The sequence below is a fragment of the Streptomyces coerulescens genome (assembly GCF_042657965.1).
Lineage (GTDB): Bacteria > Actinomycetota > Actinomycetes > Streptomycetales > Streptomycetaceae > Streptomyces > Streptomyces coerulescens.
The window spans coordinates 1-19,738 of sequence record NZ_JBHSKM010000042.1 but is presented as its reverse complement, the minus strand read 5'-3'; the positions used below and the strand labels follow the sequence as shown (position 1 = coordinate 19,738).

The window sequence follows — 19,738 nt, the reverse complement described above, 5'->3', positions numbered from 1 at the left end:
GCGGTGTGTAGGCCGCTCCCTACTCTAGGAAGTCGGTAACGGCAGAGAAGAGGTGATGCACGTGGCTCCGGTCGGCGGTACGGCAGTTCAGGACCACGTGGCCCTCGCCGAGATCGAGCTGTGCGGAGAGCTGATCATCGCGGCCTCGGCCGCCCGGGAGGACCGGCTCAGTCTGGAAAGCATCGACGAGGTGCTGCGGGTCGCGGAGGAACGGAACACATCGGCCGGCGAGTGAGCCGTCCCTCACATCCACGGGGGCATCCGCGGGGTGCGTCCGCGGGGATCAGGTCCGCAGCAGCCGGCCGATCGCCTTCGTGGCCTCCTCCACCTTCGCGTCGACCTCCGCACCGCCCTTGAGGGCCGCGTCGGCGACGCAGTGGCGCAGATGTTCCTCCAGCAGCTGGAGGGCGAAGGACTGCAGGGCCTTGGTCGAGGCGGACACCTGCGTGAGTATGTCGATGCAGTAGACGTCCTCGTCGACCATGCGCTGCAGGCCGCGGATCTGGCCCTCGATCCGGCGCAGTCGCTTGAGGTGCTCGCCCTTCTGCTTGTGATAGCCGTGGATGCCCCGGTCGTGATCGGTCACCACGGTCCCGGTCTCCTCGGAGGGCGCCGTCGCGCCGGCCTCGGTGGTCGTCATCGCGTCCTCCAGACGTAAACCGCTTCTATACCCCTACTGGGTATATCGTACCGAACTTTGCTGGGTATAGGGCCTGTGGCCGCTGCGCCGCGGACGGCCGTTGGACTGGACCACTGGGCAGCCCCCGTGCCGACCACTGTGCATGATGGGCGACACTGGAGGACGGCCCATTAGCCGTGGCCGGATGATGCCCTTAGCATCAGCCTGACCGAAACCGATCCTTCTTGAGGACCCTCACGTGCGCTTTCGTCTGACCCCCCGGGAGACGAGCTTCTACGACATGTTCGCCGCGTCGGCGGACAACATCGTCACGGGCTCGAAACTCCTGATGGAACTGCTCGGGGCGGACACCGCCGGCCGGGCCGAGATCGCAGAGCGTATGCGGGCCGCGGAACACGCAGGTGACGACGCCACGCACGCGATCTTCCACCAGTTGAACTCCTCGTTCATCACGCCGTTCGACCGCGAGGACATCTACTCCCTCGCCTCGTCCCTCGACGACATCATGGACTTCATGGAGGAGGCCGTCGACCTGGTCGTCCTCTACAACGTCGAGGAGCTCCCCAAGGGCGTCGAGCAGCAGATCGAGGTGCTGGCGCGGGCGGCCGACCTGACGGCCGAGGCGATGCCGAACCTGCGCACGATGGACAACCTCACCGAGTACTGGATCGAGGTCAACCGCCTGGAGAACCAGGCCGACCAGATACATCGCAAGCTTCTCGCCCACCTCTTCAACGGCAAGTACGACGCGATCGAGGTGCTGAAGCTCAAGCAGATCGTGGATGTGCTCGAGGAAGCGGCGGACGCCTTCGAGCACGTGGCGAACACGGTGGAGACCATCGCCGTCAAGGAGTCCTGAGCCCTTAATGGACACCTTTGCCCTGGTCGTGACCATCGCGGTCGCGCTCTTCTTCACGTACACCAACGGCTTCCACGACTCGGCGAACGCGATCGCCACGTCCGTGTCGACCCGGGCGCTGACCCCGCGCGCGGCACTGGCGATGGCCGCGGTGATGAATCTCGCGGGCGCCTTCCTCGGCTCCGGCGTCGCCAAGACCGTCAGCGAGGGCCTGATCCAGACACCCGAGGGCTCGAAGGGGATGGGCATCCTCTTCGCGGCACTGGTGGGCGCGATCACCTGGAACCTGATCACGTGGTACTTCGGCCTGCCGTCCTCCTCCTCCCACGCCCTCTTCGGCGGCATGGTGGGAGCGGCCCTGGCCGGCGGCACGACGGTCTACTGGGACGGCGTACTGGAGAAGGTCGTCATCCCGATGTTCGTGTCACCGGTGGTGGGCCTGCTCGCGGGCTACCTGGTCATGACCGCGATCATGTGGATCTTCCGCCGCTCCAACCCCCACAAGGCCAAGCGCGGCTTCCGCATCGCGCAGACGGTCTCGGCGGCCGGCATGGCCCTCGGCCACGGCCTCCAGGACGCCCAGAAAACCATGGGCATCGTCGTCATGGCCCTGGTCATCGCCGACGTCGAGGACTACGGCGACCCCATCCCGGTGTGGGTGAAGATCGTCTGCGCGGTCATGCTCTCCCTCGGCACGTACGCCGGCGGCTGGCGCATCATGCGCACCCTGGGCCGCAAGATCATCGAACTCGACCCTCCGCAGGGCTTCGCCGCCGAGACGACCGGCGCGTCGATCATGTTCACCACGGCCTTCCTCTTCAAGGCCCCCATCTCCACGACCCACGTCATCACCTCGGCCATCATGGGCGTCGGCGCCACGAAGCGCCTGAACGCGGTCCGCTGGGGCGTCGCCAAGAACATCGTCCTGGGCTGGTTCATCACGATGCCGGCGGCCGCGGTGGTGGCGGCGGGGGCATTCGGGATCGTGAACTTGGCGTTTCTGTAGGTACGTCGGCGTTCGTGCCAGTAGTGCGCGGCTTCCCTGTAAGTCGGCTTTCCTCATCCTCCAGCCCGCCCGGATCCTCCAGCCCGCCCGGATCCTCCAGCCCGCCCGGATCCTCCAGCCCGCCCGGATCCTCCAGCCCATCCGGATCCTCCAGCCCGCCCGGATCCTCCAGCCCATCCGGATCCTCCAGCCCGCCGGATCCTCCAGCCCGCCGGATCCTCCAGCCCGCCGGATCCTCCAGCCCGTCCGGCGTTTGAGGACGAGGCCCGTTCAGGGCCGATGCGGGGGTCTGGGGGCGGCAGCCCCCAGGGGTGGCCGGGGTCGAAGGGGCAGCGCCCCTGGGGATGGGACGGGTAGGGGCGGCGGGGGCGAGAATCCGCAGGCCGGAGCAGAGGGCCACGCCCGCGATGGAACCCCACCCCTCACCACCTCGTCTCGTTCCACGTATCCCCCAGGAGGCGACATGGAACGGCGTACCTTCATCGGCGGCACCGCAGCAGCCCTCACCGCCCTGACGGCAACCGCCTGCAACGGCAGCGAACCCAAAGACACCGGCACAGGCACAGGCACAGGCACAGGCAGCGGCAACACCAACACAGCCACCGCCACCCGCACCCAATCCACCGCCACCACCGGCAAATCCGCCGCCGCCCCCGCAGCCCCCGCCAGCTGGACCGCCCTCTCCCGAGACCTCGACGGCCGCCTCATCAGCCCGAGCGACGCCGACTGGAAGACGGCCCACCAGCTCTACAACACCCGCTTCGACACCCTGAAGCCCGCCGCAGTCGCCTACGTCGCCCACCCCGACGACATCCGCACGACCCTCGCCTACGCCCGCGCCCACTCCCTCAAGGTCGCGATACGCAACGGCGGCCACTCCTACGGCGGCTGGTCCTCCGGCAACGACTGCCTGATCATCGACGTCTCCAAGCTCAACCGCATACGCGCCACCGGCAACTCCGCGGTCGTCGGCGCCGGTTCCAAGCTCATAGACGTCTACCGGGCCCTGGCCGCCAAGGGCACCACCATCCCCGCCGGCTCCTGCCCCACCGTCGGCGTCTCCGGCCTCACCCTCGGCGGCGGCCACGGCGTGACCTCCCGCGCCTACGGCCTGACCTGCGACAGCCTCACCCAGGCCACGATCATCACGGCCGACGGCAAGCAGCTCACCGCCAACGCCACCACCCACAAGGACCTCTTCTGGGCCCTGCGCGGCGCCGGCAACGGCAACTTCGGCATCGTGACGGAACTCCACTTCAGGACCCACCCGGCCCCGCAGGGCGTCACGGCGTACATGACCTGGCCCTGGTCGAAGGCGGCCGCGCTGATCAAGTCCTTCCAGGAGTGGGGCCCGAGCCAGCCCGACGAGATCTGGTCGTCCCTGCACCTGGCCGGCCGTGCGGGCGGCAACCCGACCATCTCGGTCGCCGCGTTCTCCCTCGGCACCTACCGCGAACTCCAGAACGCGGTGGACCGCCTCGCCGACCGCCCCGGCGGCCCCGGCCCCGCGAGCAGCGTCTCCCTCAAGCGCCACTCGTACGAGGAGGCGATGGAGATCTACGCCGGCTGCTCGTCCTTCAGCACCGACGCCCAGTGCCACCTGCCCGGCGCGACCCCCGGCCACTCCCCGCAAGGCGCACTGGGGCGCGAGACATACGCGGCGAAGTCGGACTTCTTCGACCGTTCGCTCTCGGCCACAGGCATCCAGACCCTGCTGAAGCAGATGCAGTCGGTCCGCGGCGGCGCCGGCAGCATCGCCTTCACGGCCCTCGGCGGAGCGGTCAACCGCGTCTCGCCGACGTCGACGGCGTTCGTGCACCGCCGCTCCCGCATGCTGGCCCAGTACATAGCCTCCTGGCGCGCCGGAACGTCGGGCTCCACGGCCCAGTCCTGGCTGACGTCGGCCCACACCGCGATGCGCCCGTACGCTTCCGGCGCCGCGTACCAGAACTACTCCGACCCGACCCTGCGGGACTGGCGCAAGGCGTACTACGGGGACGCGGCGACTCGCCTGACGAAGCTGAAGAAGCAGTACGACCCGGAGGCCTTCTTCACCTACCCACAGGCCCTGTAGCGCCCCTCAGGGGCGCGGGGGTGAATCAATATGCGGCTCCGCCGCGTGGGCGCGCCCAGCCACAACGGCGCCGCGGACACCCAACACCCCTTCGGCACCCCCAGCGGAGCGCAGCGTCACGCCGCCAGATCCCGCTCCTCAGCCCCCGCGCTCTCCTTGCGGGCCCCCGGAATCAGCGCCTCCTGCCCGTCCTCCCGGGCCCGCCTGCGCGACTTGATCAGCCACCCGCCCCGCGGCGACCGCTCGATCGCGGACATGATCGGTGTCATCAGGGCCATGGCCGGCGGCGACAGCAGCAGGGCGACGGCGGTGCCGAGCGCGAATCCGCCGACGACGTCGGTCGGGTAGTGCACTCCCATGTAGACCCGGCAGAACCCTTCGAGCAGCGCCAGCGCGATGCCGACGAGCCCGAACTTCCGGTTCGCGACGAACAGTCCGACGCCCAGGGCCATCGCGATCGTCGCGTGATCGCTCACGAAGGAGTAGTCGGTCTTGCCGCTCACCAGGACTTCGAGCCCTTGATGGTCGTTGAAGGGCCGAGGCCGCTCGACGAACCCCCGTATGGGCACGTTCACGAGCACGGCAACCGCGGCGGCCAGCGGCGCCCAGACGAGCGCGGCCACGGACGAGGCGGCGTCCTCGTCTCCGCGCCGCCGCACGGACCACCAGCACCACACCACGAGCAGGATCAGCGCGATCAGCAGCCCGTACTCACCGACGTACCCCACGGCCCGGTCGAACCACCGCGGCGCGTCCTTGGCCAGGCCATTGATGTCGTAAAGCAGCTCGACGTCGGGGTTCGACCCGGATTCTGCGAGTCCAGCCATAATGCCGCGGCCCCTTCGTCGTCTCTTCGCTCGGCGCATCCTGCGTACGCCGTCCCGCCCACCCCCGTGGTTGTAGATCCGGCTACGAAACCAGGAACGCACGGCCCCTGTTGATACGTTCCACACTCCACTGAATGATCACTCAGACGTTATCGAAGAGAGACCCATCGCCGCAGCTCAGGGGGCGGGTTCACGCTCCGTCTACACCGTCGTGGGCAGCGCTTTCGCGCCATCCTCGGTCACCCGGGTGGCCCCGAAGTAGTCGGGAGTGTCGATCGGGTCGAACCGGATCACAGCACCCGTTCTCGGCGCGTCGATCATGTATCCGCCGCCCACATAAATCCCCACATGCCGGATGGAACGGGAGTTGGTGAGGTCGTCGGAGAAGAACACCAGATCCCCGGGCAGCAGCTCGTCCCTGGCCGGATGCGCCCCCGCGTTCCACTGGTCGTTGGCCACGCGCGGCAGCGTTATCCCGACACTCTCGTAAGCGGCCTGCGTCAGCCCCGAGCAGTCGAACCGCCCACCGTCCGCGGCCGAACCCTCGCCGCCCCAGAGGTAGGGGGTGCCGAGCTTCTTCTGGGCGTAGTAGATGGCACCGGCGGCCTGCCGGCTGGGGTCCACCCGGCTGACCGGCGCGGCGAAGCTCTCCTGAAGCGTCGTGATCGTCTTCACGTAGTTCTGGGTCTCCTTGTACGGCGGCACGCCCCCGTACTTGATGACCGCGTACGCCCCGGCGTTGTAGGACGCGAGCATGTTCTTCGTCGCGTCGCCGGGCACGTCCTTCACATACGAGGCGAGGCTGCAGTCGTACGACGCGGCCGACGGGATCGCGTCCTTCGGGTCCCATACGTCGCGGTCGCCGTCGCCGTCGCCGTCGATCCCGTGCGTGGCCCACGTCCCCGGGATGAACTGGGCGATGCCCTGCGCGGCGGCCGGGCTCTTGGCCCTCGGGTTGAAGCCGCTCTCCTGGTACAGCTGGGCGGCGAGCAGCGCCGGGTTGATGGCGGGGCACAGATTGCCCCACTTCTGCACGATGTCCTGGTAGGCGGCCGGCACGGCCCCCTTGGCCAGCGCCTTCGACGCTCCGCCCACCCCGCCGGCGAGGTTCCCGGCGACGATGAAGACCCCGACGACGAGCAGCATCACGAAGCTGAGGCCCACCGCGACAGCGGCACCCGCCACGATCCATGCCTTACGCACCGTCAACCGCCCCTCGCCCGCCGCGATTCCGCCCGCGCCAGTCTAGGAGCTTCCCACCTGGGACTCGCGGCAACCGGCACTCTCGTCCGACAAGTGCGCCGCCCACACCGGCCGTGGCCACCGCCGTCCTGCCGCCTTCATTACCTCCCAGGTCATCGCCCGGGCCGAGGGTGCCTGCCACGATCGTCCGCAGAGGGACCGAGCCCGACCGACCGGGAGGACATCATGCCCGCCTACGCCATCGCCCATCTCCGGGACGCCGCCCCGCACCCGGAGATCGCCGAGTACATGGAGCGCATCACCGCCACCTTCGAGCCGTACGGCGGCCGCTTCCTGGTGCATGCCACGCCGCACGAGACGAAGGAGGGCAGCTGGCCCGGACACGTCGTGGTGATCGGGTTCCCGGACATCACGCGGGCGCGGACCTGGTGGGACTCCCCGGCGTATCAGGAGATCGCGCCGCTGCGCGCACGCCACATCGAGGGCGACATCATCCTGGTCGAGGGCGTCCCCGACGGCTACGACCCGACGGTCACCGCAAAGGCCCTCCGGGACAGCCTGCCCGCCGACTAGCCGACAGCGGCCTAGGACCAAGCCGGGTTCAGGGGAACGAATATGGATGTTGGGTGCCGGAGCACACCAGGGACGGCGGTGTCGCGTCAGGTGGGTCGTACGGGCCCTCGGAGGGCTCGGTGCCGGACGCTCAGTTCTCGGTCGCTGCCACCTGCCCGGCCGTCGTCGCCCGCCGACCCGCCGCTGGCTCACCCGCTCCCAACGGCCAGCTCACTCCCGTGAGTTCCTCGGAGACCGTCCACAACCGCCGCGCCACATCCACGTCGCTCGCTGCCGCGCTCCGCCCCACCAGCGTCGGCGCGCCCCGCACCTCGCCCAGCCCGTCGGGCCCGACGTAGCTCGCGCCGGGCAGGTCCTGCGTCGCGGCGTACAGCGTCGGCAGCGCGCCCGCACGGTCGTCCTGGGCGAAGACCCGGTTGCCGATCTTCATGAACGCGCGCACCACCGGGTTGCCCGCATGGCTCTGGAGGTTGGTGGCCGCGTAGCCGGGGTGGGCGGCGAGGGCACGCACCGGGGAACCGGTCTCCGCCAACCGCCGCTGGAGCTCCAGCGTGAACAGCAGATTCGCCAGCTTCGACTGGGCGTAGGCACGGTTCGGGTCGTAGCCGGACGCGAAGTCCAGGTCCTCGAAGCGGATCCGCGTGCCGAACATCCGGTGCATACCGGACGCCAGCGTCACCACCCGGTCCGTGACGTACGGCAGCAGCAGATTGGTCAGCGCGAAGTGGCCGAGGTGGTTCGTGCCGAACTGCATCTCGAAGCCGTCCGCCGTCCGCTGCTGCGGCAGCATCATCACGCCCGCGTTGTTGATCAGCAGATCCAGCGGCCGCCCCTGCCAGCCGTCCGCGAACTCGCGCACGGACGACAGATCCGCGAGGTCCAGCCGCCGCACCTCGGTGCTGCCCGGCACGGTCGCCGCCGCCTTCCGGCCCCGCTCCAGGTCCCGTACGGCGAACACGACATGCGCGCCCGCGCCGGCCAGCGCCGCGGAGGCGGTGAGTCCGATACCGCTGTTGGCCCCGGTGACGACGGCCGTGCGCCCGGTGAGGTCGGGCAGCCGGCCCACGTCCCACGCCTTGCTCTTGGTCTTCGTGTTGTCAGCCATGCACACGAATGTAGGCGTCGCCAACAATGCTGTCAATGACAACAATGATGGCGACGCCAACAATGATGGCAGCGACTACATGAAGCTACGATGGACCACATGCCCGTGCCCGAAACCCGCCCCTACCACCACGGAGACCTGCGCGCCGCCCTGCTCGCGGCAGCGGAGCGCACCCTGCGCGAGAAGGGGGTCGCCGCCCTCTCACTGCGCGAACTGGCCCGCGAGGTCGGCGTGAGCCACGCCGCCCCGGGCCGGCACTTCAAGGACAAGCAGGCCCTGCTCAACGCCCTCGCCCTGGCCGGTTACGACCGCCTCAGCCAGGCCCTCGCCGCCGCCGAGGACCCGGCACTGCCGCTGGAACCCCGGCTCACCGCGCTCGCCCGTGCCTACCTCGGCTTCGCCATCGACAACGCCGAGCTGCTGGAGCTCATGTACGCCCGCAAGCACGAGCCGGACGCCACGGAACAGCTCGCGGCCGCCGTCGAGCGGACGGTCGGCAGCCTGGAACGCATCCTGGCGGACGCCCAGAAACGCGGCGAGATCATCGACGGCAACCCGGAGGAACTCAACCTCGTCACGGGCGCCGCGCTGCACGGCATGGCCGGCTTCATCGCGGCGGGCTGGCTGCCCCCGGAGGCGGCCCTGGCGGGCGTGGAGGACCTGGTCCACCACCTGCTGCACGGCTTGAAGCCCCGCTGACGGTTCACACTCCGCACCGTCACCGGCCGTGCGAAGGGTGGGTTCCGGACGTGAAGGCGAGAATGTCGAGGACCGCTGCGCGCAGGCTCCCGAAGTGACGGTGCACGCCGTCCACCGCGACGGACGTATTGACTCCCCACACCGTCATGCCGGCGTGCAGTCCGGACTGCACGCCGGAGGGGGCGTCCTCGATCACCAGACAGTCCTCCGGCCCGGCACCGAGCCGCTTGGCAGCCAGCAGATACGGGACCGGTGACGGCTTTCCTTCCTCGACGGAGGCGGCATCCACGATGACGTCCGGCACCGGCAAGCCGGTTCGGGCGAACCGTCCACGCACCCGGTGCTCGTAATTCGACGTCACCAACGCCCACGACCCGGGCGCCAGAGCACCGAGCAGCTCGGACGCACCGTCAAAGGCCGCATATACGCCGGACCGTACGTCCTCGTCCTCCAAGTCGTGCAGCGCCGCCAGGCACTCCCGCGGATCACGGTCCGGAACGACCTGCGCGAAGGTTTCCATCGGCCTGGTCCGTAGCGCCACTTGGTAGACGTCATCGGGATCCAGCCCGTACCGCTCCGCCCACGCCCGCCAAACCCGGTGCTGGTTGGCCACGGCATCGATCAACGTGCCATCGACATCGAAGAGGACATACTTCCGGGCTCCGGGCCGAGCAGGTTCACCGATCACGCCCCGATCATCCCATCGGGCCCCGAACGGGATTGGCTCATGACTGGGCAATCCCCCCGCGGCAGCGACGCTCAGCCGCCGAACACACCCCGCAGCACACCCACGGCCTGCCCGATGGCAGCCTCGGCCGCCTGCGTCTCCCGCAACGCGTTCAGCATCACGAAGTCGTGGATGACGCCCTGGTAACGCACCGCGGTCACCGGCACTCCCGCCTCCCGCAGCTTGTTCGCATACGCCTCCCCCTCGTCCCGCAGCACATCGGCCTCGGCGGTGATGACGAGCGCCGGCGGCAGCCCCCGGAGCTGCTCGACACCGGCCCGCAACGGCGACGCGGTGATCTGCGCCCGCTCCGCCTCGTCGGTCGTGTACTGGTCCCAGAACCACCGCATGGCATCCCGCCGCAGGAAGTACCCCTCGGCGAACTGCCGGTAGGACCCGGTGTCGAACGACGCGTCGGTCACCGGATAGAAGAGCACCTGCTGCACCAGCGGCACATCGCCGCGCTCCTTGGCCATCAGTGTCAGCGCGGCCGTCATGTTGCCGCCCACCGAGTCACCGGCCACGGCGATCCGTCCGGCGTCCAGGCCGTTGTCCGCGCCTTCGCGTACGACCCACTGGGCCACGGCGTAGCTCTGCTCGATGGCGACGGGGTAGCGCGCCTCGGGCGAGAGGTCGTACTCGGGGAAGACGACCGCGGCACCGGCGCCGACGGCCAGTTCCCGCACGAGCCGGTCGTGGGTGTGGGCGTTGCCGAAGACCCAGCCCGCGCCGTGGATGTAGAGGAGCACCGGAAGCGTCCCGGTGGCCCCGGCCGGCCGCACGACCCGGACCCTGACCTCACCGGTCGGCCCACCGTTCACGGTCACCCACTCCTCGTCGACGTCCGGCTCGGCGATCTCCCCGGACTGCACCTCGTCGACGACCTTGCGCCCCTCGGCGGGCCCCAGATCGAACAGGTACGGCGGATTCGCGGTGGCCTCGGCGAAGGCCTGGGCGGCCGGCTCCAGGACGGGGCGGGCGGGGGCTGTGATGTCGGTACCGGTGGCGGTGCGGGTGTCAGGGCCGGTGTCAGTCATGGCGATCTCCTCGGATCGGGTGCCGCGAAGGCCTGCCCGGCCGATGGACCGGGTGCGGCGGCACACCATGAAAGTAGCGCACGATTAGATCGTGCGCAACCAATTAGCCCACGATGATGTGCCGCCCGATAGAATCAAGCACGGAGCCCATCCCTCAGCCCGCCCCTCAAGCTCCTTCCCAAGCCCCGGAGCCACCCCCATGAGCCTCACGCCCCCCACGTCTCCCACACCCCCCATGCCTGGCTCCGCCGCCGTGCCACCCCCCAACCGCTCCCTCCTCCTGGAGGACCAGCTCTGCTTCGCGCTCTACGCCGCCTCCCGCGCCGTGACCGCGCGCTACCGCCCCCTCCTCGACGAACTCGGCCTCACCTACCCGCAGTACCTGGTCATGCTCGCCCTCTGGGAACGGGACTCGATCTCCGTACGGGACCTGGGCACAGCCCTCCAACTGGAGTCCAGCACGCTGTCGCCGCTGCTCAAGCGACTGGAGGCGGGCGGCCTGCTGCACCGCGAGCGCCGTCGGGACGACGAACGCTCGGTGGCCATCCGCCTCACCGAGGCCGGCGCCGAGCTCAAGGACCGCGCGACCACTGTGCCCGTCGCGATCGGCGACGCCATGGGCCTGACGCCGGAACAGGACGCCCTGGCCAAGGAGCTGCTGCGGCTGATCACGACGAACGTCGCCGAGGACCACTCCCGCTGACGCTCCGTCATCACGCGCGGCCACAGCCGGCCGCGACACCAACCCAGCGACGCCCGGTTCACCGTCCCGGGATAGCCTTCACCCGCAGAACACCGGCACGACCGATCACCCGACCAGCCGTCAGAAACGGCACCCGGCGTGAAGAGGGCTAACGACAGAGCCACACCACAGGTTCCGCTCAGGCCTCATTGCCCGGCGTGACCTGCCGTGATACACAGAGTGACCGTACGAGGTATTCGTACGAATCCCGCCCATCAATGACGCCAAGTCGACATACGACGGCAGCATTGTCGGCGAGAATGAGGGCTGACCTCTGCGCACCGCAGGGGACCGCGGAACTACCCAACAGGGGCGGTGACTTACATGCTGTTTGCGGCCGACAAGGGCGACATCAACACCATCATCGGCGGGATCGCTCCGGACTGGGGCCCCTTCGGCAGCCTGGGCAATGAGGCGAAGGTGATGATCGAGGTCGTGATGGCCGTCGCCATCCTGCTCTGCCTCGGCATCGCCATCTGGGGGGCGGCCAAACAGCGCATCGGCGCCACGGCGTTGCGCGACACCTTCAGCGCCGAGCAGGGCAAAGGTCTGATCATCGCCGGCCTCACGGGCGTCTTCATCATCGGCTCACTGGGCACGCTGTTCACCATCGTGTACGGCATGGCCGTCTAGCCGCCCCGGTAACCCCGGCCCCCTCCGTCCGCTCCGGGCACGCCCGGTCCCCCTAGTCCCCCACCCACCCGTCGTGCCCACCGGCTGAGGTTGCGTTTCCCTGATGTCGAGTCACCACACCGCGCCCATGCGGGAACCAGCACGGCTACCGTCGTACTCCAACGTGTATCTGTCCGACGTCGAGGGGGCGTACGCGGCATGAGTCTCGGAGACGAACGGGAGACCTCCGGCGGCTACGGAGGCACCGGTCAGACCCGCACGCGGCTGCCCGAGAGCAGCGGTGACGTGTACGGGGGTGCGCGGCGGGGTGGCCGTTCGTCGTCCCGGAGCCTGGTCACCGTCGTCGGCGTGGTGGTCCTCCTCATCGCCGCGATCGCCTTCGCGAACCGTGGAGGAGACGACTCCGGTTCCCCGAGCGGCGACGAAAACCAGCCGAAATCCTCGACGACGGCCGCGAGCGGGACGCGCCCGGTGGACGGGAAGGCGGCGGGGATTCCCGGGGGGTTCGCCCGGGATGAGCAGGGGGCGCAGAGCGCGGCGGCCAACTATGCGGTGACGCTGGGCTCGACCGGCATGTTCAACAAGGAAAGCCGGCACGGCATCGTCGACGCCATCTACACGCCCACGGCGGCTGCGAAGCTCCAAGGCGCGATGGACCAGGCATACACAGCCGACTTCCTCAGCAAACTCGGCCTGGACGCAGACGGCAACGCCCCCGAGGGCAGCACGTTCGTGTCTCGCACCGTGCCCGTCGGCACCACGGTCGACCAGTTCAGCCAGAGCGGCGCCAAGGTCTCGGTCTGGTACGTGGGCCTCATCGGTATGTCCGGCACGGGCTCGACCGACCCGGTGAGCCCGACCTGGAAGACCTGGACCTTCGACCTGCAATGGGTCAACGGAGACTGGAAGATCACCGCGGACACGCAGAAGGACGGCCCGGCGCCGGTGCCAGGTGACGACAGAGCCGCCAGCTCGGACGAGATCAGCAAGGCCATCGAGGAGTACGGAGGGTTCACGTATGCCCGGTAGCCCGCGCCGCGTACTGAAGCTCACGGCCCTGGTCACCGCTGCCCAAACCGGTGCGGTGCTGCTGGCCTCCCGCGCCTATGCGGCACCCACGCCTTCGCCGACCACGAGCGACGACCCTTGCGACCTTCTCATCGGTCCCGCCAAGCAGTACTGCCAAGAAGACAACGGCGGCTCCGGTGGGGGCGGACGCGGCCGCTCCCTCACCGACCCCACTTCCACCCTCGACCCCCTCTCCTCCCTCGCCAGAGGCTGTGCCGACGCCGCCTCCTGGACCGTCAAGCAGCTCAGCGAGGCCGTGCAGGAGACCGCGAACGTCGACTTCACCAACGCCAAGTTCCTCCAGCAGTACGCGGTCGTCTTCGCGGCGTCCACGATCCTCACGCTCCTGCTCTGGCTGCTGGCCGTGGCCAAGCGAGCCGTGCGCGGCGTCCCCCTCACCACCGCCATCAGCGAAGCGATCGGCTTCCTCTGGCTGACCGTGCTGGCGTCCGCGTTCACCCCCCTGATCCTCTACACCGTCGTATCGGCGACCGACGGCGTCACGGACGTACTGGCCAAGACCACGGGCGACCAGACCGACACCTTCTTCGGCACCTTCTCCGGCGCCCTGGAAAAGGGCGAGGACATCGGCGGCGGCCCGATCATGCTGATCGTCGTCTCCCTGGTGAGCATCCTCGCCGCCGGCATCCTCTGGCTGGAGCTCGTCATCCGCGCCGCCCTGCTCTACGTCGGCGCCCTCCTCGGCACCGTCGTCTACGCCGGCCTGGTCGACAAGAACCTCTGGGGCCACGTCCGCCGCTGGGCCGGCATCATGATCGCCGTCATCCTGGTCAAGCCGGTCATCGTGATCGTCCTCGGCCTGGCGGGCGCGCTGTCCGCGGACGACGGCCCCGGCGCCTTCTCCGCCGTGGTCTCGGGCCTCGCGATCATCCTGCTCGCCATCTTCGCCAGCGCGATGATCTACCGCTTCGTCCCGGGCTTCGGCGACGAGATCGCCGGCTCCCGCAACAACCGCATCATGCGCGGCGCCGAGGGCAAGGCCGCCGCCGTGATCAGCTCCCCGGCGACCCTCGTCGCCCAGGGCATCAAGACCCACAGCTCCCGCGCGGACAACAACGGCGGCGGCCAGTCCGGCGCCCGCCCCTCGAACCCCGCCTCCGGCGGCGTCGCCGCGCACAGCTCGCGCCCGTCGAGCGGCGGCGGCTCCGTCCCCTCCGCCGCTCCGGCACCCCGCTCGGGCAGCCCGGTGAACACCCCGCACGCCAGCAACACCCGCAACAGCAATCGTTCAGGAGGTGACGGGCGTTGACGACGCAGTCCCACGTGTCCCATTCGGTCACGCCCCGCCGTACATATCTGATCGGCCGCGCCCGGCCGAACGCCATCGTCGGACGCAACCGTGAGACGGGCGAGATCGCGCTCATCGTCGCGGGCGCGTTCCTCGGCATGATGTGCGGACTCCTCGTCCCCGTCCTGTCCCTGCGCATCGTGCTGCTGACCGGCTTCCCGATGCTCGCGCTGTCCGCGGTCTACGTGCCGTACAAGCACCGGACCTTCTACAAGTGGTTCGAGATCAACCGCAGCTACAAGCGCACCCTGCGCCAGGGCACGGCCTACCGCTCCGGCGTGATCGAGGCCGGCACCCGCGTCGACGGGCGTGAGGTCGAGGTCGGGCCGCCGCCGGGCATCGGCCGCATCACCTGGCTGGCCGCCCCGTTCGGGCCCGACGAGATCGCCGTGCTGCTGCACGCCGACCGCCGCACCGTGACCGCGGCCATCGAGATCGAGGGCCCGGGCGTCGGCCTGCGCGACTCCGAGGACCAGGAGGCCCTGGTCGACCGCTTCGGCACCCTGCTGAAGCATGTCGCCAACGGCGACGGCTTCGTGACGCGCCTTCAGATGCTCGCGCGCACCCTCCCCGCCGACCCGGACGCCCACGCCAAGGACGTCGCCGTACGCGGCGACGAGCGCTCCCCGGCCTGGCTCCAGCAGTCGTACGACCAGCTCCAGTCCATGGTGTCGACGAGCAGCGAGCAGCACCGCGCCTACCTCGTCGCCTGTATGCACTTCACCCGCGAACTCGCCGCCGAGGCCCTGGCGATGGCCCGCGCGTCCCGCCCGCACGGCGGCAAGGCCGACCGGGACTCCGGACTCGCGGTGGTCATGGCGCGCGAACTGACCGACATCTGCTCGCGCCTGCAGGAGGCGGACATCCGCGTACGGCAGCCCCTCGGCCAGGGCCGCCTCGCCTCCCTCATCCACTCCATGTACGACCCGGACCACCCGATCGACCACATCCAGGCGATGACGAAGCGCAACGCCTGGCCGGCCGAGCTGGACGCCATGGAGCCGACATTCCTGCAGGCCAAGACCCGGGAGTCGTCGACTCGCGCGCCCTGGTGCCACGCCACGGCCTGGGTGAAGGAGTGGCCGATGACCCCGGTGGGCGTCAACTTCCTGGCGCCCCTGCTCGTCCACACCCCGGACGTCATCCGCACGGTCGCCGTCACGATGGACCTCGAACCCACCGAGGTCGCCATCGAACGCATGCTGACCGAGAAGACCAACGACGAGGCCGAGGCCAGCCGCGCCGCCAAGATGAACCGCACCGTCGACCCGCGCGACGTCGCCGCCCACACCCGTCTCGACCAGCGCGGCGAGGACCTCGCGAGCGGCGCGGCCGGCGTCAACCTGGTCGGCTACATCACCGTCTCCTCCCGCTCCCCCGAGTCCCTCGCCCGCGACAAGCGGACCATCCGGGCGTCAGCCGGAAAGTCGTATCTGAAGCTGGAGTGGTGCGACCGCGAGCATCACCGGGCATTCGTCAACACACTCCCCTTCGCCACCGGCATTCGGAGGTAGGACCTGATGCGGGACCCGCTGTCCGTCCTCACCGACGCCTTCACGTCCTTCCTCTTCGGGAAGGTCGAGACGACCCGGCTTCCGGTGCGCACGTCCACGGGCCAGGCGCAGGCGGTCTACCTCCCGACCGCCGCCCCCGGCCTCGGCGACTCGGGCGTCATCATCGGCCGCGAGGTCTACTCCGGGAAGGGCTACATCTACGACCCCTTCCAGCTCTACGGCCAGCAGCTCCCCGCCCCGCACTGGCTGGTCCTCGGCGAGTCCGGCAACGGCAAGTCGGCGCTGGAGAAGACGTACGTCCTGCGCCAGCTCCGCTTCCGCGACCGCCAAGTCGTCGTCCTGGACGCCCAGGGCGAGGACGGCGTCGGCGAGTGGAACCTCATCGCGCAGGAGCTGGGGATAACCCCCATCCGTCTGGACCCCACGGCCGCCCTGGACCACGGCATCCGCCTTAACCCCCTCGACCCGTCGATCACCACCACGGGCCAGCTCGCGCTGCTCCGCACGATCATCGAGGTCGCGATGGGCCACGGCCTCGACGAGCGCTCCGGGTTCGCACTCAAGGTCGCGCACGCCTACGTCAACGAGACCATCGTCGAGCGCCAGCCCGTCCTGACGGACATCGTCGAGCAGCTACGGCACCCCGAGCCGGAGTCGGCGGAGGCGATGAACGTCGCCATAGACGACGTACGGGCGTGGGGCCTGGACGTGGCGCTGGTGCTCGACCGTCTCGTCGACGGTGACCTGAGGGGCATGTTCGACGGCCCGACCACGGTCGGCATCGATCTCGACGCGCCCCTCATTGTGTTCGATTTGTCCCACATCGACCGCAACTCCATCGCCATGCCGATCCTGATGGCGATCGTCGGCGTATGGCTGGAACACACCTGGATCCGCCCCGACCGGAAGAAGCGCATCTTCCTGGTCGAGGAGGCCTGGCACATCATCAACAGCCCGTTCGTGGCCCAGCTGTTCCAGCGGCTGCTGAAGTTCGGCCGCCGGCTCGGCCTGTCCTTCGTCGCGGTGGTCCACCACCTGTCCGACGTCGTGGACGGAGCGGCCGCCAAGGAGGCCGCGGCGATCCTCAAGATGGCCTCCACCAGGACGATCTACGCCCAGAAGGCCGACGAGGCGAGGTCGACCGGCCGCGTGCTGGGCCTGCCGCGCTGGGCCGTGGAGATCATCCCGTCCCTCACCCCCGGCATCGCCGTATGGGACGTCAACGGCAACGTCCAGGTGGTCAAGCACCTGATCACCGAGACCGAACGCCCCCTCGTCTTCACCGACCGCGCGATGACCGAGTCGGCCACCGACCTCACCGACGACGCCCTGCGCGCCGCCGAGCTGGAGGCCGAGGAGCGGGCCGCGGCCTTCGTGGAGCAACACCTGGGCGACTCCGAATCGACGGTGGCGTAGGGGGACAGCGTGAGACCGGACGACCACCGGCACGGCCGGCAGCACCGGGACGGCCAGGGAGGCATCCCCGACGGCCTCCTGGTCGGCATACTCGCCTTCCTCCTAGGCATGACGCTGCTGGTGTGGACGGCGACGGGCCTGGCGGCCTGGTTCGCCCACGGCACCTGGCCGTCCGGCGTCACCTTCGCCCGCACCCCGCTCGCGATGCGCTACCTGGTCGCCGAGCCGCACGACATCCCGGGCGCCTGGCCCGACACACCGGCCGGCCGGCTCTCCGGCTACGGCCTGTTCTGGGGCCTGTTCATCGGCCAGCTGATGATCCTCGTCGTGCTCACGGTGTTCGTGCTGGGGACGGTGGCCCGCTGGCGGGCGGTCAGGGCGGGACGGCGCACGGAGAAAGCGGCACCTGCGGCGGAACCGGCGCCGCAGCCCACGCCGGTGCAGGGCGGGATGCCCACGCCGGTGCAGGGCGGGATGCCGACACCGGTGCAGGGCGAGGTACCGGCACCGCGCAGGGAGCCGGAGCCGACGGCAGCCCGGCAGACCGACAACCGCCCGCCCGAGGTACGCCCTGACCTGCCGTCACCGACGCCGGTCGCCCACGAGCAACTGCCCAGCAGCAGCGAGGAGACGCCGCCCACGGCGCCCCACGCCCCCTTCCCGGCCACGCGGCCGGGCGGACGCGAGAAGATCCTCGTAGGCCCGAGAGAGACCCGCCGTACGACCGCCACGCAGGCGGTGAGCGACGCCGAGGGCCCGGCCGTCGTCGTCACCTCGAACCCCTCGCTCTGGCAGGACACGAAGGACGCCCGCGGCAAACTCGGCCCGATCCTCCTCTACGACCCCACCCACCTCTGCGACACCCCGGCCCGCCTCCACTGGACCCCCACGACAGGCTGCGAGGACAAGCAGACAGCGGTCTCCAGGGCAGCCGCCCTCCTGACCCCCGTCCGCCCCACCTCCCGCCTCGACCAGGCGGTCAGCGACACGGCCGAAACCCTCCTGCGCAGCTACCTGCACGCCGCCGCGGTCGACGGCCGCACCATCCGCCACGTCCACCGCTGGTCCCAGGGCACGCAGATCCAGGACGCCGTACGCATCCTGCGCACGAACCCCAAGGCGGCCCCGGGCTCCGCCGGCGAACTCGAAGCCGCTCTCACTGCCCACCCCGAACGCCGTGACATGGCCCAGGAGTTGACCACCCGAGCGCTCGCCGCCCTCTCCATGGTCAACATCCGGGAGTCCTGCACTCCCAACCGAACTGATGCCCTCACCTTGGATTCCTTCATCGACGAAGGGGGCACGCTTTATGTGGTGGGTGAATCCATCGAGGACCCCCGAGCCAACCCCGGCGCCATGCCGCTCCTGACGGCCCTTGCCGCAAGCGTGGTCGAGCGTGGCCGGCGCATGGCCGAACGGTCATCCTCCGGTCGCCTCGACCCACCAATGACGCTCGTCCTGGACGACGTCGCCGCCGTGGCTCCGCTTCCCCAGTTGCCGGAGCTGCTGGCCACCGGAGCGGACCGGGGCATGCCGACCCTGGCCCTGCTCCGGTCCCGCGAACAGGCCCGCTCCCGCTGGCCGCACGACGAGCTCCCGGTCTAGCCGGTACGAGCAGACCACCACGGCACTCCTACGGCCGCTGCAGGACGAACTCCAGCTCCTTCTCCCCCGGCTTCCCCGACAGCGGCACGACAAGCCCACTCGGTACGAACCCGACCCGCCGGTAGAAGCGTTGGGCCCGTCCGTTCTCCTCATGCACGATGAGCCGCACCTGCTCGACGCCGCGTCCCCAGGCCCATTCCAGGCCGGCGTCGAACAGCACCTCGGTCAGCCCGCCGCCCCGTTCCTCGGGCCGCACGAACACCCCGACGACATGCCCCTGCTTACGCTCCACGGGGTGCCCGGCCCAGTCGGTCGTCCCCGGCTGCTCGATCAGCACGGTCAACGTCCCGACCCACCGCCCGTCCGGCGCCTCGGCAATGATCTGCTGCGCCCCTTCGGCACCCTGACTGCCCCCGGCGGCCCGCTCCATCCAGAAGGAGTCGGACCGGGCCAGAGCTTCCTCGTACGTCTCCAGGAAGGCGATAGGGGCAACCGGGTCCTGGAGGGCCGCGAGCCGCAACTCCTTGACGGCCGGCCACTCGTCCGCACGGATGGATCGGATGACGTAGTTCATACGACTCAAGCTAACGGAAAAACAAAAAAGGCCCACACCAATTTTGGTGTGGGCCTTTTTTCACAATTTGTTCGGCGGCGTCCTACTCTCCCACAGGGTCCCCCCTGCAGTACCATCGGCGCTGTAA

The 19,738-nt window shown here is 69.6% G+C and carries 20 protein-coding genes; 13 read left to right on the top strand and 7 right to left on the bottom strand.

The annotated features are described in order from the left end of the window. Positions 1–55 precede the first annotated feature (55 nt). Positions 56–235 (top strand): hypothetical protein, encoded by a 180-nt coding sequence (locus tag ACFPQ9_RS36340; protein ID WP_380862983.1) that lies wholly within the window; start codon positions 56–58, stop codon positions 233–235. A gap of 48 nt (positions 236–283) precedes the next feature. On the opposite strand, the gene ACFPQ9_RS36335 is transcribed toward ACFPQ9_RS36340, so the two are convergent. Further along, entirely contained in the window at positions 284–640 is a 357-nt protein-coding gene (locus ACFPQ9_RS36335) for a metal-sensitive transcriptional regulator (protein ID WP_380862981.1), read from the bottom strand. A 238-nt stretch (positions 641–878) separates the two neighbouring features. On the opposite strand from ACFPQ9_RS36335, the gene ACFPQ9_RS36330 reads away from it, so the two are divergent. The 3 genes from ACFPQ9_RS36330 (at position 879) to ACFPQ9_RS36320 (ending at position 4,579) form a co-directional block, all read left to right on the top strand. Further along, positions 879–1,499: a DUF47 domain-containing protein gene (locus tag ACFPQ9_RS36330; protein ID WP_004000074.1), complete on the top strand. Its 621-nt coding sequence runs from the start codon at positions 879–881 to the stop codon at positions 1,497–1,499. 7 nt (positions 1,500–1,506) lie between these two features. Further along, positions 1,507–2,505: an inorganic phosphate transporter gene (locus ACFPQ9_RS36325; RefSeq protein ID WP_380862979.1), complete on the top strand. Its 999-nt coding sequence runs from the start codon at positions 1,507–1,509 to the stop codon at positions 2,503–2,505. Positions 2,506–2,968: 463 nt separating this feature from the next. Then, the gene (locus ACFPQ9_RS36320; RefSeq protein WP_380862977.1) at positions 2,969–4,579 is read left to right on the top strand and encodes an FAD-binding oxidoreductase; all 1,611 of its coding nucleotides are present in this window, start codon (positions 2,969–2,971) and stop codon (positions 4,577–4,579) included. A 116-nt stretch (positions 4,580–4,695) separates the two neighbouring features. Here ACFPQ9_RS36320 and ACFPQ9_RS36315 read toward each other — a convergent pair whose 3' ends face one another. Together ACFPQ9_RS36315 and ACFPQ9_RS36310 are read right to left on the bottom strand one after the other, a co-directional pair. Then, complete coding sequence (locus ACFPQ9_RS36315) at positions 4,696–5,406, bottom strand: phosphatase PAP2 family protein (RefSeq protein ID WP_380862975.1); 711 nt, start codon at positions 5,404–5,406, stop codon at positions 4,696–4,698. A gap of 201 nt (positions 5,407–5,607) precedes the next feature. Next, complete coding sequence (locus ACFPQ9_RS36310; protein ID WP_380862973.1) at positions 5,608–6,615, bottom strand: C40 family peptidase; 1,008 nt, start codon at positions 6,613–6,615, stop codon at positions 5,608–5,610. A gap of 219 nt (positions 6,616–6,834) precedes the next feature. On the opposite strand from ACFPQ9_RS36310, the gene ACFPQ9_RS36305 reads away from it, so the two are divergent. Then, the gene (locus ACFPQ9_RS36305; RefSeq protein ID WP_380862971.1) at positions 6,835–7,182 is read left to right on the top strand and encodes a DUF1330 domain-containing protein; all 348 of its coding nucleotides are present in this window, start codon (positions 6,835–6,837) and stop codon (positions 7,180–7,182) included. Positions 7,183–7,312: 130 nt separating this feature from the next. On the opposite strand, the gene ACFPQ9_RS36300 is transcribed toward ACFPQ9_RS36305, so the two are convergent. Further along, positions 7,313–8,287 carry an oxidoreductase gene (locus ACFPQ9_RS36300; RefSeq protein ID WP_380862969.1) on the bottom strand — a complete coding sequence of 325 codons (975 nt, stop codon included), beginning with the start codon at positions 8,285–8,287 and terminating at the stop codon, positions 7,313–7,315. A gap of 90 nt (positions 8,288–8,377) precedes the next feature. Between ACFPQ9_RS36300 and ACFPQ9_RS36295 the strand changes: the two genes are divergently transcribed. Beyond that, on the top strand, positions 8,378–8,986 hold the full coding sequence (locus ACFPQ9_RS36295; RefSeq protein WP_380862967.1) for a TetR/AcrR family transcriptional regulator: 609 nt from the start codon (positions 8,378–8,380) through the stop codon (positions 8,984–8,986). Between the two features lie 19 nt (positions 8,987–9,005). Here ACFPQ9_RS36295 and ACFPQ9_RS36290 read toward each other — a convergent pair whose 3' ends face one another. Both ACFPQ9_RS36290 and ACFPQ9_RS36285 read right to left on the bottom strand, forming a co-directional pair. Then, positions 9,006–9,674: an HAD family hydrolase gene (locus tag ACFPQ9_RS36290; protein ID WP_380862965.1), complete on the bottom strand. Its 669-nt coding sequence runs from the start codon at positions 9,672–9,674 to the stop codon at positions 9,006–9,008. 71 nt (positions 9,675–9,745) lie between these two features. Beyond that, entirely contained in the window at positions 9,746–10,750 is a 1,005-nt protein-coding gene (locus ACFPQ9_RS36285; protein ID WP_380862963.1) for an alpha/beta hydrolase, read from the bottom strand. A 235-nt stretch (positions 10,751–10,985) separates the two neighbouring features. On the opposite strand from ACFPQ9_RS36285, the gene ACFPQ9_RS36280 reads away from it, so the two are divergent. The 7 genes from ACFPQ9_RS36280 to ACFPQ9_RS36250 all read left to right on the top strand — a co-directional run bounded on the left by ACFPQ9_RS36280 (position 10,986) and on the right by ACFPQ9_RS36250 (position 19,037). Continuing rightward, positions 10,986–11,453 (top strand): MarR family winged helix-turn-helix transcriptional regulator, encoded by a 468-nt coding sequence (locus tag ACFPQ9_RS36280; protein ID WP_380862961.1) that lies wholly within the window; start codon positions 10,986–10,988, stop codon positions 11,451–11,453. A gap of 363 nt (positions 11,454–11,816) precedes the next feature. Then, positions 11,817–12,125, top strand: a complete 309-nt coding sequence (locus tag ACFPQ9_RS36275) for a hypothetical protein (RefSeq protein ID WP_003991275.1) — start codon at positions 11,817–11,819, stop codon at positions 12,123–12,125. 198 nt (positions 12,126–12,323) lie between these two features. Continuing rightward, positions 12,324–13,154: a hypothetical protein gene (locus tag ACFPQ9_RS36270; protein WP_380862958.1), complete on the top strand. Its 831-nt coding sequence runs from the start codon at positions 12,324–12,326 to the stop codon at positions 13,152–13,154. Beyond that, complete coding sequence (locus ACFPQ9_RS36265) at positions 13,144–14,463, top strand: hypothetical protein (RefSeq protein WP_380862956.1); 1,320 nt, start codon at positions 13,144–13,146, stop codon at positions 14,461–14,463. Before ACFPQ9_RS36270 ends, ACFPQ9_RS36265 begins: the two co-directional genes overlap by 11 nt. Next, entirely contained in the window at positions 14,460–16,016 is a 1,557-nt protein-coding gene (locus ACFPQ9_RS36260; protein ID WP_380862954.1) for an SCO6880 family protein, read from the top strand. Before ACFPQ9_RS36265 ends, ACFPQ9_RS36260 begins: the two co-directional genes overlap by 4 nt. A gap of 6 nt (positions 16,017–16,022) precedes the next feature. Continuing rightward, positions 16,023–17,432 (top strand): ATP-binding protein, encoded by a 1,410-nt coding sequence (locus tag ACFPQ9_RS36255; protein ID WP_380862952.1) that lies wholly within the window; start codon positions 16,023–16,025, stop codon positions 17,430–17,432. Between the two features lie 9 nt (positions 17,433–17,441). Continuing rightward, on the top strand, positions 17,442–19,037 hold the full coding sequence (locus ACFPQ9_RS36250) for a TraM recognition domain-containing protein (protein WP_380862950.1): 1,596 nt from the start codon (positions 17,442–17,444) through the stop codon (positions 19,035–19,037). 28 nt (positions 19,038–19,065) lie between these two features. On the opposite strand, the gene ACFPQ9_RS36245 is transcribed toward ACFPQ9_RS36250, so the two are convergent. Beyond that, complete coding sequence (locus ACFPQ9_RS36245; protein ID WP_380862948.1) at positions 19,066–19,611, bottom strand: GNAT family N-acetyltransferase; 546 nt, start codon at positions 19,609–19,611, stop codon at positions 19,066–19,068. Positions 19,612–19,738 lie beyond the last annotated feature (127 nt).

Bases quoted from the DNA above. Each gene is read 5' to 3' on its own strand.
- ACFPQ9_RS36340 (WP_380862983.1), top strand. From the start codon at position 56: ATGCACGTGGCTCCGGTCGGCGGTACGGCAGTTCAGGACCACGTGGCC.
- ACFPQ9_RS36335 (WP_380862981.1), bottom strand. From the start codon at position 640: ATGACGACCACCGAGGCCGGCGCGACGGCGCCCTCCGAGGAGACCGGG.
- ACFPQ9_RS36325 (WP_380862979.1), top strand. From the start codon at position 1,507: ATGGACACCTTTGCCCTGGTCGTGACCATCGCGGTCGCGCTCTTCTTC.
- ACFPQ9_RS36320 (WP_380862977.1), top strand. From the start codon at position 2,969: ATGGAACGGCGTACCTTCATCGGCGGCACCGCAGCAGCCCTCACCGCC.
- ACFPQ9_RS36315 (WP_380862975.1), bottom strand. From the start codon at position 5,406: ATGGCTGGACTCGCAGAATCCGGGTCGAACCCCGACGTCGAGCTGCTT.
- ACFPQ9_RS36305 (WP_380862971.1), top strand. From the start codon at position 6,835: ATGCCCGCCTACGCCATCGCCCATCTCCGGGACGCCGCCCCGCACCCG.
- ACFPQ9_RS36300 (WP_380862969.1), bottom strand. From the start codon at position 8,287: ATGGCTGACAACACGAAGACCAAGAGCAAGGCGTGGGACGTGGGCCGG.
- ACFPQ9_RS36295 (WP_380862967.1), top strand. From the start codon at position 8,378: ATGGACCACATGCCCGTGCCCGAAACCCGCCCCTACCACCACGGAGAC.
- ACFPQ9_RS36285 (WP_380862963.1), bottom strand. From the start codon at position 10,750: ATGACTGACACCGGCCCTGACACCCGCACCGCCACCGGTACCGACATC.
- ACFPQ9_RS36280 (WP_380862961.1), top strand. From the start codon at position 10,986: ATGCCTGGCTCCGCCGCCGTGCCACCCCCCAACCGCTCCCTCCTCCTG.
- ACFPQ9_RS36275 (WP_003991275.1), top strand. From the start codon at position 11,817: ATGCTGTTTGCGGCCGACAAGGGCGACATCAACACCATCATCGGCGGG.
- ACFPQ9_RS36270 (WP_380862958.1), top strand. From the start codon at position 12,324: ATGAGTCTCGGAGACGAACGGGAGACCTCCGGCGGCTACGGAGGCACC.
- ACFPQ9_RS36265 (WP_380862956.1), top strand. From the start codon at position 13,144: ATGCCCGGTAGCCCGCGCCGCGTACTGAAGCTCACGGCCCTGGTCACC.
- ACFPQ9_RS36255 (WP_380862952.1), top strand. From the start codon at position 16,023: ATGCGGGACCCGCTGTCCGTCCTCACCGACGCCTTCACGTCCTTCCTC.
- ACFPQ9_RS36245 (WP_380862948.1), bottom strand. From the start codon at position 19,611: ATGAACTACGTCATCCGATCCATCCGTGCGGACGAGTGGCCGGCCGTC.